Genomic DNA, 17,190 nt, shown 5'->3' on the forward strand with positions numbered 1-17,190 from the left:
TATAGTCGGAAGTCCATGTATGTCTACCGTCACATGCCGGGCCACTACAATCCGAGCGGGCGGATCAGCGCAGACGGCGGTAGAGATCCTCGAGATCGGACATCCCCCGGATCACGACGGCCTCATCGGTTCCGCCCGCCCGCAATGCCCGGCGCAGCAACATCGGATCCAAGTCGTCGAGGGCAGGTCGGAAGCGCTCGACCGGCAGTTCCGGCAGTTCGGTCTCGTCGCCGTAGAAGTCGCCGTCGTCGCGCGCCTCCTCCTCGACCCCGCCGATGAGCATCGGCAGGTCGACACCACGCAGCGTCAGGACGGACAACGGGTTCTCGTCGACATGCTCGGCCAACAGGAATGCCACCGCCGCAGCGTGTGTGCACGGCCAGCCGTCGTCGGGGCACGTGCAGTCGAAGTCGAGCTCCCCCGCTCGGCGGGGCAACAACAGCGGCCCGAGTTCTTCGGGGAGCACTCCCCCGGCCACGCGCGCGAGCAGCCCGGGCGACGAACGCACCTGCTCGATCAGTTCGCCGACTGCCTCCTCCGACAGCGCGCGCACCCTGACGGTGGACGTGAACGGGCGCAGCTGACTGCCCTGCACGTCGCCGATCACCGCGCCGGGTTCGAGTCGCATCGACACCACCTGACCCGAACGTGCATACGCACGCCCCCGGGTCAGCCGCCCCTTGTCGGCCACCTGTTCCATGGCCGCGATCAGTTCTTTCGACCACCAACTGCGGCCGATCGCGCCGCGTTTGGTGCGCGCCTCCACACCGTGCGCCACCGGCCGGGCCGAGCCGTACTTGCTGGAATCGCTCCTCTGAAATGCCCCGTCGCCCCGGCCCGCCATCAGTCACCCACCGCGTCGTCGCCGAGAGTCAGCAGCGAGTGCAGCTGATCCGTGGACAGTTCGGTGATCCAGTTCTCCCCCACCCCGACCGCAAGGTCGGCGAGTTCCTGCTTCCCGGTAAGCATTTCGTCGATCCGTTCTTCGACCGTACCCACACACACCAGCTTGCGTACCTGCACGTCGCGGCGTTGCCCGATGCGGAAGGCACGGTCGGTGGCCTGGTTCTCGACCGCCGGGTTCCACCATCGGTCCAGGTGCACCACATGGTTGGCCGCTGTCAGGTTCAGGCCCGTGCCGCCCGCCTTGAGCGACAGCAGCATGATGGGAGGCCCCGCACCTTCCTGTTGGAATCGGGTGACCATGTCGTCGCGTTTTCCCTTCGGTACACCGCCGTGCAGAAACGGCACCTCGGCCGCGAACCGTTGCTCGAGATAGGGAGCGATGAGGGTGCCGAACTCCCGGAACTGGGTGAACAGCAGCACCTTCTCCCCCTCGGCGAGCACCGATTCGACGATGTCCTCGATCAATCCGAGTTTGCCCGACCGGTGCCGGCCACGGCGCAACACCGGCGACCCGTCGCCCAGATAGTGAGCGGGATGGTTGCACACCTGCTTGAGGCGGGTCAGCGCCGCCAGCACCGCCCCCTTCCTGGCCATTCCCTCTTTGTCGCGGATCTTGCGCATCATGTCGTCGACGACCGCGCGGTACAGTGCGGCCTGTTCGGCGGTGAGGTTGGCGCGGACGGTCTGCTCGAACTTCTCGGGCAGATCGGAGATCACGTCGGGGTCGGTCTTGACCCGCCGCAACACGAACGGCGCCGTCAGTGCGCGCAGTCGCGCAGCGGCCGCCGAATCGTGGTCGCGTTCGATGGGCACCGCGAACTTCGCCCGGAATCCTGCGGCGCTACCGAGCAACCTCGGATTCGCGAAATCGAGGATCGACCGAAGTTCCTCGAGGCGGTTCTCGACCGGGGTACCGGTGAGCGCGATGCGGTGCGCCGCGGGAATAGCGCGGGTGGCCCGTGACTGTCCGGTGCTCGCGTTCTTCACGTGCTGCGCCTCGTCGAGCACGACCCGCCGCCACGACAACTCCACCAACTGCGCGATATCGCGCGCGACGATCGCGTAGGTGGTGATCACCAGATCGTGATCTGCGACAGCCGCAACGAGGGCCTTCCCCCGCAGACGCTGAGGCCCGTGGTGCACGTGCACGCGCAGGCCGGGAACGAACCGCTCGGCCTCCCGGTGCCAGTTGCCGACGACGGACATCGGGCACACCAGCAGCGTCGGCGCGGGGTGCAGGGCCGGTGCGGTATACAGGGCCGCGGAACCGTCTGCCCGATCCACCTCGCGTTCGTGGGCGAGCAGTGCGAGCACCTGCACCGTCTTACCCAGGCCCATGTCGTCTGCGAGCACCGCGCCGAGACCGAGCCGGGTCATGAACGCGAGCCAGTCGAGTCCTCGCTGCTGGTACGGCCGCAGCTCGGTGCGCAGATCCTGCGGCACCGACACCGGCTCGGGATGCACCTGGCCGTCGAGCAGCGTCTCGATCCACCCGGACGCGGTGATGTCGGTGACCTCTACCGGCGGTGGCTCATCACCGGTGAACTGCGCGAACAGTGAACCGAGCGACCCGTCCTGCTCGGAATGCGCATTGACGTACTCGGCGGCGCGTGCGAGCGCCTCGTTGTCGGCGCGGACCCATTTACCGCGCAGCTTCACCAGGTCACTGTTCGCGGCGACGAGGTCTTCCATCTCGGAATGGGTGAGCAGCATGTCGCCGACGGCGAGCTGCCACTCGTAGGAGACGATCGCGTTCATTCCCACCGCGCTCTCGTCGGCGGTCACGGGTGCGACGGACGAGTTCACTTTCAGACGCAACGACGGGTCGACCGTGGCCCACGCCCTCGGCAACAGCAACGACACTCCGGCCGACTGCAGAGCGCGCGCGCCGTGCTCGACCAGATCGATCACGACCGGGGTCGGCAGCAGGAGGTCGAGTGTGTCGGGATCGCGCGGGACATCCTGCAGTCGCGGGTACGCGTTGAGGGCGGCGCCGAGCTTGCGGACACCGATCTGGAGCAGGTGCGCGTCGGTCGACTCCACGGGCAGCGGAACCGGCGACTGCCCTTCCGTCCGCAGGCACACCTCGAGACGCCAGAACGCGTCGGCGCCGCTGTCTCTTGCGCCACTGTCTGTGGCGTCGCTGTCGTCGGGTTCCACCAGTCGGAGCACGAGATCGGGTTCGAATCCCGCGAGGCTGGCCCGCCACTCTTCGAGGGCATCGGCCATGCGCTGGCTGCCGCGCGGATGTGGGTTACCGTCGGCGAGCGCAGCAACGAGGGGGTGCAGCGACGTCGACGGCCGGTGCAACCCGCGAACGATCGGGTCGGTCAGCTCGGCGCACATGTCGTCGAGCAGAGCAGCGGGACGACCGAGCTGCCGCTGGACCGGCGGCATCGCCGCGGCGAGCTCTGCGAGCCACGCACGCGTCTTCTCCCCGCCGAGGAGCCGCCACCGTGCCCACCACTGCTTCTCGGCGCGCGCCAACTCCGGCGCCACGCGTCCGGCCTGCGCCCATCGTTCGATGCCTCGCGCCACGTGCACGAGGAATCGGAGATCTCCCGCAATGCCCTGGGCGCGGCGCGGGACGTCGAGCAGGAGTTCGGCCGCGTCCGCCGGTGCGATGGCCACGGCGGGAAGGGTGCGCGGTTCCGTGTCGCCAGGCAGAGTCAGTTCGACCCGGTGCCGGAACGGCCGGTCCGTCCACCTGCGCAGCGCCGACGGCAGCTCTGCATCATCTGCAGACACCACGAGGCCCGCCGATTCGGATGCGTCGGATGCGACGGCGGCCGTTTCGTCCGGTTCCCGCCACAGCACTAGGCCCGATCCAGGTGACCAGAGCCCGTGCAAGAACATCCCTATATGGTGCCAGCCCTCGCCGACGACGGAGGTGGCAGGCTGTGAAGATGGCGATTGCGTATGGATTCTCGGAGTACGGCGGCCCCGGTACCCAGCAGGTCTTCGACCTGGAAGTACCGAGGCCGGGCCCGGGTCAGCTCCTCGTCGCGGTGCACGCTGCCGGGGTGAATCCGGCCGACTGGAAGGTGCGGGCAGGCACGCGCAAGGACACGGTCCCGGTGACGCTGCCCGCCGTCCTGGGACGCGAAGTGTCGGGTGTGGTCACCGAGGTGGGTGAGAACGGCCGGGATTTCGCGGTCGGTGACGCCGTCTTCGGATCGACGGCCACCGGCTTCGGAGGTTACGCCGAATACACCGTGCTCAACGCCGACAGCGCCGCGCACAAACCCCAGGGACTGGGCTTTGCCGCGGCAGCGACCATTCCTGTCGCTGCGGGCACCGCGTTGGACATCGTCGAACAGCTCGAGATCGTCGACGCCGACACTGTGCTGGTGCTCGGCGCCGGAGGTGGTGTCGGTTCCGCCGTCACCCAACTGGCCCACGCGCAGGGGGCGGCGGTGCTCGGTGTCGCGAGTGCAGACAAGACGGACCTGGTGGAGGCGAACGGCGGCATCTGGATCGAGTCCGGCGCCGGCAGTGAGGACCGGATCGTGGCGGCAGGGAAACACGCCGGAAAGGTGACGGTGATCGTCGACCTGGTGGGCGGGGACGTCCTGGCACGCGCCGCTGCGGCGTGCGGACTCGATGTGCGGATCATCAGTGTCGCCGATCCGGGCCTCGCCTCCGACCTCGGTGGTTCGGGCGTCCACCGTCGTCGCACCACCGATGTCTTCGCGCGTGTCGCGGCGCTCATCGACAGTGGCGTGCTCGATCCGAGGATCGAGCACACGTTCCCCCTCCACGAGGCCGGTCGCGCACTGGCGCTCGTCGAAGACGGTCACGCACGCGGCAAGGTGGTCGTGACGGTCAGGTGAGAATTCCGGACACTGAGAGTTCTGGAGCCGAGCTCTCTGGATCGGGGCGCGCGAGCGGAGGAAGATGGGCCTATGCCCGTCCTGATCCAGGTTCTCGAGCAGACCCACAGTACGCATACTCCGTGGGAGCAGGTGAAGTACGCGTTCGTCGACTGGGACCACGTCACCACGTTGCGCCTGGACGGCCAGTGCGGGGTGTGGCTCGACGGCACCAAACACGGTGAGTCACATCGCCTCGCCGCGACCCCCAGCCCTGAGGAAGCGATCTTCTTCCTGCTCAGGGTCTACGACCGGATCGCAGAATGCCGCCAATCGGGTGGCTCATGGATCGTCGGACACGACGGCTGCACCGTCGCATCCATTCGCGCGACACGTTTCCCGTTGACCACCGACGGCTGATCCGATCGCCGGGTGCGCCGAGTGGGCACGTGCACGCGACATGACCCGCGCGGGAGTCCTCGGGGCGCGTGAACACGACATCCCGACGCCGACCTGCCACGATCTCCCGATGCCCGGTGGGAACGCGAAGTGGTGGGTGGCGGTGGTCGTGATCACGATGATCGTGTCGTGGTGGTACGACTTCTCGACTCGGGCGACGGATCCCGTCCCCGGCAGTCCGTCGCGCAGCGTGATCGACGAGTTACTCACTGCGGTGACGGTGGTACCCGAGCGCCCGCACCCCGGTGGCTACGACCGCGACTGCGGAAGCGGTGCCGGCTGCGTCTTCGGGCACGCGTGGACGGACGAGCACCCCGGGCCCGGCGGACACGACGGCTGCGACACCCGCAACAACGTGCTTGCGCGGGACCTGCGCGACGTCGTCCTCCGGCCAGGCAGCGGCGACTGCATCGTTACCGCTGGGACCCTCGACGATCCGTACACCGGTGCGCGGGTGAACTTCCAGCGCGCGCAAGCGAATGCGGTGCACATCGACCACATCTATCCGTTGGCGGCGGCCTGGGATCACGGCGCCTCGACGTGGGCGGTGGAACTGCGCAGGCAGTTCGCAAACGACGTGCTGTACAACCTGATTGCCGTCGACGGCAACGCGAACATGGCCAAACGCGACCACACCCCCTCCGGGTGGCTACCACCCGCCGCCGGGTATCGATGCTGGTTTGCGGGTAAGTACCTCACGGTCGCGTTGCGGTACGGGTTGCCGATCACCGTGGAGGATCACGGCGCCCTCGCCGACGCGGCCGAGACGTGCCCGGAGAGGTAACTGTCAGGCGGTCGGCAGATTCTGTGGAATCCACTCCGGGTCGCGCTTCTCCATGAACGCCCTCATCCCTTCGCGGGGTTCCTGTGATGTCTCGAGCGCACCGAACATGGTCTGGTAGTCGATCAATCCGTATCGGTCGTTGAGCATGCGTTTGACCTGGGCTCGCGCGATCGGCGCGGTCTGCAGCACCTCGCGCGCTGCAGTCAGCGCAGCTTCGCGCAGTTGGTCGTGCGGAACGACGCGGGAGATCACGCCGAGACGCAGGGCCTCGGCCGCATCGAACTTGCGGGCCGAGAGGATCAGATCGCGGGCCGCGGCCAGGCCGATGTGCGCGGGCAGTGTCGCGGCGTAGGTCGCGTCGGGAATTCCACGCAGGAGTTCGGGCACGCGGAAGGTCGCGCGGTCGCTGGCCACTGCGATGTCGGACATCATGGCCACGAGCAACCCGCCCGCCTGGCAGATTCCGTTGACCGCGGAGATGACGGGCGCGCGACTGTCGCGAATGGCCAGGAACGGTACGACTTCTTCTCCGGAGAGCCCTTCCGGCAGGTTGTCGCCCGGTTCGGTACGGCCACCCAGGTCGCCGCCCGGCGCGAAGACGTCGTCGACTCCGGTGATGATCAGCGCCCGCAGATCGGGGTCGTTGTTGACCAGCCGGACGGCGCGTTTGAGGCCGTAGTACATGGCGGGGGTGAATGCGTTGCGTGCGGCGGGGCGGTCGATGGTGCACCATCCGATCGCACCTTCACGCTCGAATCGCAGTCCACCGGCTCCCAGATCGTCTCCCATAGCGAGAACATACCTCATTCTCTTTTGAGAGAACAGAATTCCGATCGGTGGCCGGACTACCGTATGGGAATGGCCTCGCGCATCTCCAAAGACACGCAGTTGTGCATCTCCCTCTCGGGCAGACCCAGCAACATCGGAACTCGATTCCACAACTACCTCTACGAGGAACTCGATCTCGACTTCGTGTACAAGGCGTTCCGCCCCACCGACATCGGCGACGCGGTGGCCGGGATCCGCGGGCTGGGCATTCGCGGTGCGGGTGTGTCGATGCCGTTCAAGGAAGCCGTGCTGTCGCTGGTGGATGTTCTTCACGACTCGGCACGAGCGATCGAGTCGGTCAACACGATCGTCAACGACGACGGGGCCCTCCACGCCTACAACACCGACTACCAGGCCGTGGTCGACCTGCTCGCCGCACATGCGGTCGACCCCGCCCTGCCCGTCACGATCGCCGGCAGCGGAGGCATGGCCAAGGCCGTCGCCGCAGCCCTGCGCCACAGCGGTTTCACCGAAGGCACCGTCGTCGCACGCAACGAGGTCAGCGGTAGGGCGCTGGCCCAGAAATACGGCTACGCGTGGCGCACCGACACGACCGATACGGCGCCGGGACTCCTCGTCAATGCCACGCCCATCGGAATGGCGGGAGGCGGGGCGGAATCCGAGGCGCTGCCCTTCCCCGACGACGTCATCGCCGCAGCGTCGACGGTGTTCGACGTGGTGGCAATGCCACCCGATACCCCGCTCGTGCGCGCTGCACGCGAACGCGGGGTGCCGACGATCACCGGCGACGAGGTGATCGCCCTCCAGGCGGCACTGCAGTTCGAGCTGTACACCGGCGTCAGGCCCACCGGCGAACAGATCCGGCGCGCATCCGAGTACTCACGCCGCTAGCGCACCGAAGTGCTCATACGGTCCCGATCGCCTCGAGTCCGTCGAGGACGACGCTCGCGGCGTCGACCGCGAGATTCATCTCGGCGCGGGTGAGGTCGTGGGTCGCGGGGTTCTGCAGCCCGAAGTTGTTGACCCAGGCCACCGTTCGCGCAGACTGGAACATGAACGTGGTGGTCGCGGTGTCACCGACGAGATCTCCGACGAACCACCCGGTGAAGAACGGGCCCATATCCGTTCCGTATGCGCGTTCGAATTCGTCGGCGATCACGGGCGCCGCGGCCACGAGCGCCTCACCGAAGGTTTGACTTCCTCCCCCGCGTGAACACGGAGGATTCCTACGCAGCCGCACCACATGGTGCGGTCTGTTCAGCGGGTTCCTGCTTCACCGGGTCCGCGCATGCAAGCACACGTCTTACGCTCCCTCCACAAGCGTTTACCCTCTCCACCAGCCCGGCGGCGAGCAACACATTCACAGCGGCGTTGTAGTCCCGATCCAGCACCAACCCACACGACGGGCACACCCACACCCGCACACCCAACGGCTTCTTCCCGTCCCGCACCCCACAACCCGCGCACACCTGCGACGTCGGCTCCCACTGACTGATCGTGTGCACCACCGCGCCATACCGGGCGGCTTTCTCCTCGATCAGCCGGGTCAGCGTCGACCAGCCGGCATCGTGCACCGACTTCGCCACCCTCGTGCGCGCCAAACCCGCCACCGACAACCCCTCGAGTGCGACCGCTTGGTTCTCGCGGACCAACCTCAATGCCAGCTTGTGATGGTGATCCAGGCGCGTCTCGCGCACCTTCCGGTGCGCCGCCGCGACCTTCCGGCGAGCCTTGTCCCGATTCTTCGACCCACGTTCGGTGCGTGAATACGCCCGCTGCGCACGGCCCAGACGCCGTTCCTTCGACCGCAACCAGCGAGGATTGTCGACCTTCTCACGAGTACCGTCGTCGTACACGATCACCGCAAGGTCAGTGAGACCGACGTCGATGCCCGCGCATCGGGCCGGCGCCAACTGAGGGACAACCACAACAGGCACGGGCACGGGCTCGTCGACCACGAACGACACATAGTGCCGGCCGTCCGCCTCCCGGATCACCGTCACACTCGACGGGTCCGCCGGCAACGGCCGCGACGACTCGTACCGCACCCACCCGATCTTCGGCAACCGCACCAGGCCGATACCACCGCCCGGCTCGAGAACCGAGAACCCGGCGTTACGGGTGAAACGAGCAGACTGGCGATGTGTCCGCTTCTTGAAGCGCGGCGCACCGACCTTGCGGCCTTTACGTTTCCCGGTACGGGAATCGAAGAAATTGGCATACGCGCGATGCAGGTCCGCCAACGACTGCTGCAACGGCACCGACGACACCTCAGCCAACCACGCCCGTTCGGGAGTCGTTTTCGCGGCGGTCAGCGCCGCCGACAACTCGCTTTTGCCGGGCACAGGGTTTCCGGCTTTGCGGGCGGACTCGCGGGCGGCAAGCGCGTCGTTGAACACCACCCGGCAGCACCCGAACAGTTGAGACAGCGCCCTGTGCTGTTCCCCTGTGGGGTAGGCGCGGTAGCGGTATCGCTTCAACACACCAGCACGATAGCATTTGGTGTCATGACTGATGTTGACCTTGTCCGACGTGGTAGACATGCTCTCTGGGATTGTCATGTGCATTTGGTGTTTGTCACAAAATTCCGCCGGGGTGCGTTCACCGGACCGATCTTGGCGGACTGCGAGCAGATCATGCGGAGAGTCTGCGCGGACTTCAGCTGCGAGCTGCGGGAGTTCAACGGCGAGGACGATCATGTGCACCTGCTCGTCGACTTCCCCGCCACCGTGCAGCTGTCGAAGTTGGTGAATTCACTCAAGGGCGTGTCATCGCGGCACGTGCGGCGCGATCACGCGGAGCACCTTTCCCGGTACCTGTGGGGCGGGCATGTATGGTCCCGCTCGTATTACTGCGGGACTGCGGGCGGCGCGCCGTTGTCGGTGATTGCCGAGTACGTGAGGTCTCAACGTCGCCCTGAGTGACGGTGATTCACCTCCACCGTGAACGATGGAGCACTCTCACCGAGATCGGTAGAAGTCACGGGTGTGTTCCGGCGTCGATCCGATCGTCACGAGCGCCTCGGGAAAGTCGATCACCAGGTGCGCCACGATCGCGCCGGTGAGCACCCGGCCCGGGCTCCGGTCACACTGCTCGGTGAGCGCGAGCGCCGAGGCCCAGTGCGGGGCCGGAGTGCCTCCGGTGACGTATTCGTGCAGGTTGGCCATGTACAACCGCACGACCTCCACCGCCAGGTTCTCCGCCCACACCGGATCGTCGTAGACACCCGAAGTCAGGGTCGGCTCGGTCAAGGCGAGGATCTCGTCGAACGCGAGGACGAACGTGCCGCGATAGTCGTCGCTTCGGCTGAGCACGTCGCGCAGTGCACCGATGCGGGCACGCGCGTCGGCGAAGGTCTCGATTCCCGCCGGGTCGGTCAGCGCGCCGAGATCGGCCGCGGAGTCGATGGGAACGGCATCGGAGGGAACGCACTCGGATACGGCGGGCGCTCCCGGATCGACCGGCTCCGCAGCGGCGATGGGCGTGAAGATCATCGCACCGGCAACGGCCGTGGCCAGGAGAGGGAAGGTCACGCGCATCATGGTTGTACAGGTCACCAGAGGTAACGTACACAGCGGTTCACATTCCGGCTATGTCCGATTCATGTCGCCATCTCCGTCAACCCGTTGCGACGACCCGGCGAGTATCACCGGACCACTGCGACCACGATCCCGGAAACAGGGATGCCTCGATCCCCGCGATGGCCAGCGCTGCGATCTCGTGCGCCGCGTTCACCCCCGATCCGCAGTACACGGCCACGTCCCCCGTCACACCCAGTTCCGCGAAGCGAGCGGCGAGCTGATCGACCGGCCGGAATGTGCCGTCCTCACGGAGATTTCCGGCGGTCGGCGCATTGATCGCGCCCGGGATGTGCCCGGCGCGCGAGTCCACCGGTTCCTCGCTCCCGAGATAGCGCTCCGCGGTGCGCGCATCGAGCAGCACCCCGTGCGACGGAAATTCTGCGGCTTCGTCGATGCCGACCGTCGGCATGTGCCCTGCGGTGAGCGCGATCGTGCCCGGACGGTGTTCCGCACCCGGACCGGCCGCGACCGCGTGACCTCCTGCGATCCACGCGGGCAGTCCGCCGTCGAGCAGGCGGACGTCCGGCACCCCCGCCCACTTCAGCAGCCACCACGCGCGCGCCGCCGCCATCGAACCGGTCGCGTCGTAGGCCACCACCGTGGAGTCCTCGGAGATTCCCCACCTGCGGGCTTCCTCCTGCAGGCGTTCGATGTCGGGCAACGGGTGCCGTCCCAGTTCGAGGGACGGAGGATCGGCGAGTTCGGCGTCGAGATCGACGAACACCGCACCCGGAATGTGACCTTCGCGGTAGTTCTCCCGGCCGTGCCGGTCGCCGAGTGCCCAGCGCACATCGAGCAGGATCGGCGGTCTTCCGCCGTCGACACGTTCGGCGAGTTCCGCGGAAGAGATGAGGACATTCTGGTCGGCCATACCGAATGATGGCACGCAGCGCCGGGTCGATGTGCCGCCAAAGGGCCCCGATTCGCCCTTTTTCGGTGTCGGTTCTGCAATGTGGGCACTGTTGATCAGAATTGCTGTCCGTATAGCACTATCGTCGAGATGTGACCAACCGCCAGCCGACGAGACCCTCAGCGCCTCCCGACCCGGGGCAGTTCCCGGTGCTGTGGCCGGTGCAGACCCGCTGGGCCGACAACGATCACTACGGCCACGTCGACAACGTGACCTACTACTCGTACTTCGACTCGGCGATCAACGGCTGGCTGATGACCACGACCGGTGTGGATATCCGCGAACTCGACGCCATCGGTGTGGTCGCCGAAACCTCGTGCCGCTATCTCGCGGAACTGTCGTTCCCCGATCGCCTTCAGGTGGGACTCGCCGTCGAGAGCCTCGGCCGCCGGTCGGTAACCTACTCACTGGCCCTGTTCCGTGAGGAGGCCGACGGCACGCTCGTTCCGGCTGCCACCGGGCGTTTCGCCCACGTGTACGTCGATATGAACACGCGACACCCCGTCCCGATCCCCGAGCAGATCCGCAAGGCCGTCACGAAGCTCGTCACCCGCTCGACCTGAGCCCGGCCGGCGGTTCGGCCACTATTCGTCGCCGAGAATTTTCCCGAGCAGCGGCACCGCGCGCTGCCGGACGAGTTCACGCATCACCAGCGACATGTTGGTGCGTTCCACTCCGGGAATCTCGAGAATCTGTCCGGCGAGCCGGTACAGGTCGTCCGTGTCGCGGGCGACGATCTTGACGGACAGATCGATGGCGCCCGCGAGCCCGTAGACCTCGACGACCTCCGGGATCCGCTCCAGCGCCGCTACTACGTCGGAGAGACGATGCTGGTCCACCGTCGTCGCCACATACGCGGCGAGCGGATAGCCGAGCACAACCGGATCGACCCGCCGCTCGAACGACGCCAGCAGCCCTTCCGCATCCCATCGCGCAAGACGCGCCTGCACGGTGTTGCGGGACAACCCCAGACGCTGCGCCAGCTCGACACCTGTGGCCCGCGGTGTGCGCGCCAGCTCCACCAGCAGACGGGCGTCGGTCGCGTCCACATTGGTCATCTTTCACAGTGTGCCACCCGTAACCGGCGAGTACCCGTGCTTCCTGCCCAATCCGACCTCGGTCGATTGCGCACTCTCCCCGAACGTGGATCATGTGAGGTACGACACATTACGAGTCCGGTCCGTCCCACAAGGGCATCCGGTCCTGCACCGACGAGGTGATCGACGATGGTGGTATCCCCTACCTATCCTGTTCAGCTCATCCAGCCTGACGGCAGGCGCGTCCACAACCCCGAATACGCCGCGCTGGTTGCCGACATCGATCCCGAGTGTCTGCGCACGATGTACCGCGATCTGGTCGTCGTCCGCCGGCTCGACGCCGAAGCCACCGCTCTCCAGCGGCAGGGCGAACTCGGCCTCTGGGCGCCCCTCACCGGTCAGGAGGCCGCGCAGGTCGGATCTGCCTACGCGCTCGAGCGCGACGACTACATCTTCACCAGTTACCGCGAGCACGGAGTCGCCTGGTGCCGCGGTGTCGATCCCGCCGACATGACCCGGATGTGGCGCGGATGTGCGCACTCCGGTTGGGATCCCGCGACCGTGAACATGACGAACCCCGCGATCGTCGTGGGTTCGCAGGGGTTGCACGCCACCGGATACGCGATGGGCGCCAAGCTCGACGGCGCTGATATCGCGACCGTCGCCTATTTCGGCGACGGCGCCACCAGCCAGGGCGATGTGTCCGAGGCGCTCGGCTTCGCGGTGAGCTGGGGCGTCGGCGTCGTGTTCTTCTGCCAGAACAATCACTGGGCGATCAGCGCCCCCACTCACATTCAGACGCCGGTCCCGCTCGCGCAACGCGCCGCCGGGTTCGGTATGCCCGCCGTGCAGGTCGACGGCAACGACGTACTCGCGGTCCTCGCTGTCACCCGCCGCGCGGCCCGGCATGCGCGCGACGGCGCGGGGCCGTTCTTCGTCGAGGCCCTGACCTACCGGATGGGTCCGCACACCACCTCCGACGACCCCACCCGCTACCGCACCGACGCCGACCTCGACGAATGGCGGGCACGCGACCCGATCGAGCGGGTGCGCAAGCTACTGGACCGCGAGAACCTCGCGGACGACACCTTCTTCGCCGAGGTGAAGGATGCGGCCGATGCAGCCGCGGCGCGCATGCGCGGCGGCACCCTCGACCTACCCGATCCCGAGCCGCTGAGCATGTTCGACCACGTGTACACCACCGCGCATCCACTGCTCGAACGAGAACGCGCCGACTACGCGAACTACCTCGCGAGTTTCGTGTCCACCGAGGAGGCCGGAAGATGACCACCACGACGACGACCACCACGACGACGACCACCACCACCACGATGACACTCGGCGCAGCCCTCAATGCAGGTCTGCGTCGCGCACTCGAACACGATCGCAAGGTCGTGATCATGGGCGAGGACGTGGGCCGGCTGGGCGGGGTCTTCCGCATCACCGACACGCTGCAGAAGGATTTCGGTGACGGCCGGGTCATCGACACACCACTGGCCGAATCCGGGATCATCGGCGCCGCGTTCGGGATGGCACTGCGCGGCTACCGGCCGGTGTGCGAGATCCAGTTCGACGGGTTCGTGTATCCCGCGTTCGATCAGATCGTCTCGCAGGTCGCGAAGATCCACTACCGCACCGCGGGCGCCGTCCGGGCACCGCTGACCATCCGCATCCCGTACGGCGGCGGAATCGGCGCGGTAGAGCACCATTCGGAATCGCCCGAGGTGTACTTCACCCACACCGCGGGCCTGCGGGTGGTCTCCCCCAGCAACCCCGCAGACGCGTTCGCGATGATCCAGCAGTCCGTCACGCTCGACGATCCGGTGATCTTCCTCGAACCGAAACACCGCTACTGGGAACGCGGACCGGTCGACATCGACGCGGCACCGGAACTACCTCTCGACCGAGCCCGCATCGCCCGCGCCGGGACCGACGCCACACTCGTGACGTTCGGTGCGCTCATGACCACGGCATTGCAGGCCGCGAATATTGCCGAGAGCGAAGGACATTCGATCGAGGTGATCGACCTGCGATCCCTCTCGCCCATCGATTTCGACACCATCGAGGAATCGGTGCGCCGCACGGGTCGGCTCGTCGTCGTGCAGGAGGCGCCGGTCTTCTGCGGGATCGGAGCTGAGATCGCGGCGCGTATCAGCGAAAGGTGCTTCTATCAACTCGAAGCCCCGGTGCTCCGGGTCGGCGGATTCGACATTCCCTACCCCCCGGCGAAACTCGAATCCCATCACCGCCCCGACCCGGACCGGATTCTCGATGCCGTCGACCGCAGCTTCTCGGCGTGAGCAACGGAGAACCGAGAGTGGACACTGCCAAGGAATTCCGGTTGCCCGACCTGGGTGAGGGTCTGGCCGACGCGGATCTGATCGTGTGGACGGTCCAGGTGGGCGATCACGTCGAACTCAATCAGGTGATCGCCGAGGTGGAAACTGCGAAGGCGACGGTGGAGTTGCCGTCGCCGTACGCCGGGACCGTCGCCGAGTTGCTTGCCTCCCCCGGAGACACTGTGCCGGTGGGTGCTCCGTTGCTGCGGATCACGGTGCCGGACGGCAGGATCACGGTGCCGGACGGCAGTGGCGCCGAGACCGATTCCACGTCCACCGGACCCGAAGAACAGGCGACCGAGCAGCGACCGCAGGTTCTCGTCGGCTACGGTCCCGGCGCAGCGCCGGTGAGCAGACGAGGCTCCCGGAAGGCCGAGCCCGACGCAGAGCCGAGCAGCAGCGGTGCTCTCGTACGCCGGCCCGACGCGAAACCCGGCGCGAGGCGCGAGGCGAAGGAACTCGGCGTCGACCTCGCCACCGTGGAGGGCACCGGCCCGGGTGGTGTGATCACTCGCGCCGATGTCCGGCGCAACGCCGACGGGGCACTGGCGCAGGCATCACTGGCGCAGGCATCGATATCCGAGGACGAGACACGTGTCCCCATCCGCGGAATCCGCAAGCGCAGTGCCGCGGCCGTCACACGCAGTGCATTCTCGGCGCCACACGCAACGGTGTTTCTCACGTGCGACGTGACGAACACCGTCGAGTTGGTGACGCGGCTGCGCTCATCGCCGCCGTTCGACAGCACGCACTTGACGTCGCTGGCGATCGTTGCGACCGCACTGGTGCGGGCCATAGCCGACGAACCGTCGTTGAACTCGTCATGGGACGAGGAAACCCAGGAGATCGTGACCCACCACCGTGTACACCTGGGCATTGCGACGGCCACCGACGAGGGTCTGAAGGTGCCCGTGGTACGCGACGCGCACGAGATGCGGCTTCCCGAACTGGCAGGCGCGATCGCCGCGGCTGCCGGCAGCGCGAGGTCCGGTGAGGCGTCCCCGTCGAACTTGACGGGGTCGACTATCTCGATCACCAACGTGGGAGTGTTCGGTATCGATGCCGGTACCCCGATCCTCAATCCAGGGGAAGCGGCGATTCTGGCGGTCGGGGCGATCTCGGACCGGCCGTGGGTGGTCGACGGAGCGCTCGCGGTGCGGAAGGTCGCGACATTGTCGCTGGCGTTCGATCATCGGCTCGTCGACGGCGAACAGGCCGGGTGCGCCCTGGCAGCGATCGGTGCGGTCCTGAAGGATCCGGTGCCGACACTCGTCTCGGCGCCCTGACGGCCCACCGAGCAGAACTCCGCAGGAACGCTAGCGTGGAGTTCCGTGATCGATACTGTCCTCACCCGCGCACGCGCCGCCGTGTTCACCGTCTTCGGTGTCAACGGCTTCCTCCTCGCGATGTGGGTCGTCCACATCCCGGTGGTCCAGCAACGGGTGGGTATCGGTAACGGCGCGCTGGGGACGCTGCTGCTCGCCCTCGCGGTCGGTGCCATCGGAGGAATGCAGGCGACGGGGTACCTCGCCGACCGCTTCGGCAGCGACCGCACCACGCTGGTGTTCGGCGCGATACTTGCGGTCGCGGTGGTCGGCCCCGGACTCGCGACCACACCGTGGCAGCTCGCCGTCGCCCTGGTCCTGTTCGGTTTCGCGAACGGCGCGCTCGATGTGTCGATGAATTCTCAAGCCGTGGTTGTCGAACGGCGCTATCACCGCCCGATCATGGCGGCGTTCCACGGATTGTTCTCGATGGGTGGAATCGCCGGGTCGCTCGTCGGTGCCGCGACACTCGCCGCGGGCATCGACCCACCCGTGACGTTGGCAGCGGCCGGCGCCGTCGGTCTCGTCGCGATCCTGTGGGCGGGGCGTCATCTCGTACGAAGCGAGCCGATGCCGCACACACCTGCCGAGCGCGGCAGAGGTGGTTACTCGGCGCGGGTGATCCTGCTCGGCGGCGTCGCGTTCGGGCTGATGCTCAGCGAGGGCGTCGCCAACGACTGGAGTGCGCTCCAGGTGAAGGAGCATCTGAACGCGGCAGATTCCGTGGCGGCGCTGGCGTTCGGTGCGTTCTCCGCGACGATGACGCTGGGCCGGTTCGTCGCCGATCGGGTCAGCGCGCGAATCGGCGGTGTCGCCGTGGTCCGGTACGGCACTCTCGTGGCCGCAGCGGGGATGGCTCTGGTGATGGTGTCGCCGTGGTTGCCACTGACACTTACGGGATGGGCGTTGTTCGGTCTGGGCCTGTCGGGAGCGGTCCCACAGATCTTCACCGCTGCAGGAAATATCGCGACCGGCACGCCGGGTAAGAACATGTCACGAGTCGTCGGACTAGGCTACATCGGGTTCCTGGCCGGACCGGCGACGATCGGCTGGATCTCCGAGGTGTCGTCTCTGACGGTCGCGATGGTAGTGCCGTTGGTGTGTGTCCTCGTCGCTGCGGCGCTCGCCCCGGCCCTCAAATGAGAAAAGTGTGGATCCGAGCCCGGAACCGGGGCGGGTCCACACAGTGGGGTGTAAAACCCCTGGTCCAGAAGCGAGGCACTAAAAAAAGAGAAGCACGAGAACAAA

18 protein-coding genes are annotated in these 17,190 nt (G+C 67.0%); 10 read left to right on the top strand and 8 right to left on the bottom strand.

Annotation, left to right across the window (positions count from 1 at the left end; all coding sequences use genetic code 11):
* Nucleotides 1–64: 64 nt before the first annotated feature.
* Nucleotides 65–844, bottom strand: a complete 780-nt coding sequence (locus ACFWB0_RS20165; protein ID WP_378492230.1) for an SWIM zinc finger family protein — start codon at nucleotides 842–844, stop codon at nucleotides 65–67.
* Entirely contained in the window at nucleotides 844–3,762 is a 2,919-nt protein-coding gene (locus ACFWB0_RS20170; protein WP_378492231.1) for a DEAD/DEAH box helicase, read from the bottom strand. Before ACFWB0_RS20170 ends, ACFWB0_RS20165 begins: the two co-directional genes overlap by 1 nt.
* 50 nt (nucleotides 3,763–3,812) lie before the next feature.
* Here ACFWB0_RS20170 and ACFWB0_RS20175 point away from each other — a divergent pair, with 50 nt between their 5' ends.
* From ACFWB0_RS20175 to ACFWB0_RS20185, 3 genes are all read left to right on the top strand, one after another.
* On the top strand, nucleotides 3,813–4,739 hold the full coding sequence (locus ACFWB0_RS20175; protein ID WP_378492232.1) for an NADP-dependent oxidoreductase: 927 nt from the start codon (nucleotides 3,813–3,815) through the stop codon (nucleotides 4,737–4,739).
* Between the two features lie 72 nt (nucleotides 4,740–4,811).
* On the top strand, nucleotides 4,812–5,138 hold the full coding sequence (locus ACFWB0_RS20180) for a hypothetical protein (protein ID WP_378492233.1): 327 nt from the start codon (nucleotides 4,812–4,814) through the stop codon (nucleotides 5,136–5,138).
* A 157-nt stretch (nucleotides 5,139–5,295) separates the two neighbouring features.
* Nucleotides 5,296–5,961: an HNH endonuclease family protein gene (locus tag ACFWB0_RS20185; protein WP_378492246.1), complete on the top strand. Its 666-nt coding sequence runs from the start codon at nucleotides 5,296–5,298 to the stop codon at nucleotides 5,959–5,961.
* A gap of 3 nt (nucleotides 5,962–5,964) precedes the next feature.
* Here the strand turns inward: ACFWB0_RS20185 and ACFWB0_RS20190 are convergent, their stop codons facing one another.
* Entirely contained in the window at nucleotides 5,965–6,750 is a 786-nt protein-coding gene (locus ACFWB0_RS20190) for an enoyl-CoA hydratase/isomerase family protein (protein WP_378492234.1), read from the bottom strand.
* A 69-nt stretch (nucleotides 6,751–6,819) separates the two neighbouring features.
* On the opposite strand from ACFWB0_RS20190, the gene ACFWB0_RS20195 reads away from it, so the two are divergent.
* On the top strand, nucleotides 6,820–7,641 hold the full coding sequence (locus tag ACFWB0_RS20195) for a shikimate 5-dehydrogenase (RefSeq protein WP_378492235.1): 822 nt from the start codon (nucleotides 6,820–6,822) through the stop codon (nucleotides 7,639–7,641).
* Between the two features lie 13 nt (nucleotides 7,642–7,654).
* Here the strand turns inward: ACFWB0_RS20195 and ACFWB0_RS20200 are convergent, their stop codons facing one another.
* Together ACFWB0_RS20200 and ACFWB0_RS20205 are read right to left on the bottom strand one after the other, a co-directional pair.
* Complete coding sequence (locus tag ACFWB0_RS20200) at nucleotides 7,655–7,924, bottom strand: hypothetical protein (RefSeq protein ID WP_378492236.1); 270 nt, start codon at nucleotides 7,922–7,924, stop codon at nucleotides 7,655–7,657.
* Nucleotides 7,925–7,976: 52 nt separating this feature from the next.
* Nucleotides 7,977–9,293 carry an RNA-guided endonuclease InsQ/TnpB family protein gene (locus ACFWB0_RS20205; RefSeq protein WP_378492237.1) on the bottom strand — a complete coding sequence of 439 codons (1,317 nt, stop codon included), beginning with the start codon at nucleotides 9,291–9,293 and terminating at the stop codon, nucleotides 7,977–7,979.
* Here ACFWB0_RS20205 and tnpA point away from each other — a divergent pair.
* On the top strand, nucleotides 9,258–9,674 hold the full coding sequence (gene tnpA, locus ACFWB0_RS20210; RefSeq protein WP_378492238.1) for an IS200/IS605 family transposase: 417 nt from the start codon (nucleotides 9,258–9,260) through the stop codon (nucleotides 9,672–9,674). The two genes, ACFWB0_RS20205 and tnpA, sit on opposite strands and share 36 nt — an antisense overlap.
* A 36-nt stretch (nucleotides 9,675–9,710) precedes the next feature.
* On the opposite strand, the gene ACFWB0_RS20215 is transcribed toward tnpA, so the two are convergent.
* Nucleotides 9,711–10,283, bottom strand: coding sequence for a DUF5995 family protein (locus ACFWB0_RS20215; protein ID WP_378492239.1), 573 nt, complete (start codon nucleotides 10,281–10,283; stop codon nucleotides 9,711–9,713).
* Between the two features lie 85 nt (nucleotides 10,284–10,368).
* Complete coding sequence (locus ACFWB0_RS20220) at nucleotides 10,369–11,202, bottom strand: sulfurtransferase (protein WP_378492240.1); 834 nt, start codon at nucleotides 11,200–11,202, stop codon at nucleotides 10,369–10,371.
* A gap of 131 nt (nucleotides 11,203–11,333) precedes the next feature.
* Here ACFWB0_RS20220 and ACFWB0_RS20225 point away from each other — a divergent pair, with 131 nt between their 5' ends.
* Nucleotides 11,334–11,804, top strand: a complete 471-nt coding sequence (locus tag ACFWB0_RS20225; protein WP_378492241.1) for an acyl-CoA thioesterase — start codon at nucleotides 11,334–11,336, stop codon at nucleotides 11,802–11,804.
* Nucleotides 11,805–11,825: 21 nt separating this feature from the next.
* On the opposite strand, the gene ACFWB0_RS20230 is transcribed toward ACFWB0_RS20225, so the two are convergent.
* A complete protein-coding gene (locus tag ACFWB0_RS20230; RefSeq protein WP_378492242.1) occupies nucleotides 11,826–12,299 on the bottom strand; it encodes an Lrp/AsnC family transcriptional regulator in 474 nt (157 codons plus the stop codon).
* A gap of 168 nt (nucleotides 12,300–12,467) precedes the next feature.
* Here ACFWB0_RS20230 and pdhA point away from each other — a divergent pair, with 168 nt between their 5' ends.
* Genes pdhA through ACFWB0_RS20250 form a run of 4 tightly spaced genes read left to right on the top strand, consistent with a single transcriptional unit; the run spans nucleotide 12,468 to nucleotide 17,085 of the window.
* The gene (gene pdhA, locus ACFWB0_RS20235; RefSeq protein ID WP_378492243.1) at nucleotides 12,468–13,565 is read left to right on the top strand and encodes a pyruvate dehydrogenase (acetyl-transferring) E1 component subunit alpha; all 1,098 of its coding nucleotides are present in this window, start codon (nucleotides 12,468–12,470) and stop codon (nucleotides 13,563–13,565) included.
* The gene (locus tag ACFWB0_RS20240; RefSeq protein ID WP_378492244.1) at nucleotides 13,562–14,578 is read left to right on the top strand and encodes an alpha-ketoacid dehydrogenase subunit beta; all 1,017 of its coding nucleotides are present in this window, start codon (nucleotides 13,562–13,564) and stop codon (nucleotides 14,576–14,578) included. The genes pdhA and ACFWB0_RS20240 overlap by 4 nt, the downstream gene beginning before the upstream one ends.
* 17 nt (nucleotides 14,579–14,595) lie before the next feature.
* Nucleotides 14,596–15,903 (top strand): dihydrolipoamide acetyltransferase family protein, encoded by a 1,308-nt coding sequence (locus ACFWB0_RS20245; protein WP_378492245.1) that lies wholly within the window; start codon nucleotides 14,596–14,598, stop codon nucleotides 15,901–15,903.
* Between the two features lie 48 nt (nucleotides 15,904–15,951).
* Nucleotides 15,952–17,085 (top strand): MFS transporter, encoded by a 1,134-nt coding sequence (locus ACFWB0_RS20250; RefSeq protein WP_378492247.1) that lies wholly within the window; start codon nucleotides 15,952–15,954, stop codon nucleotides 17,083–17,085.
* Nucleotides 17,086–17,190: the final 105 nt, after the last annotated feature.

This window comes from Rhodococcus sp. NPDC060086 (genome assembly GCF_042730275.1).
Taxonomy (GTDB): Bacteria; Actinomycetota; Actinomycetes; order Mycobacteriales; family Mycobacteriaceae; genus Rhodococcus.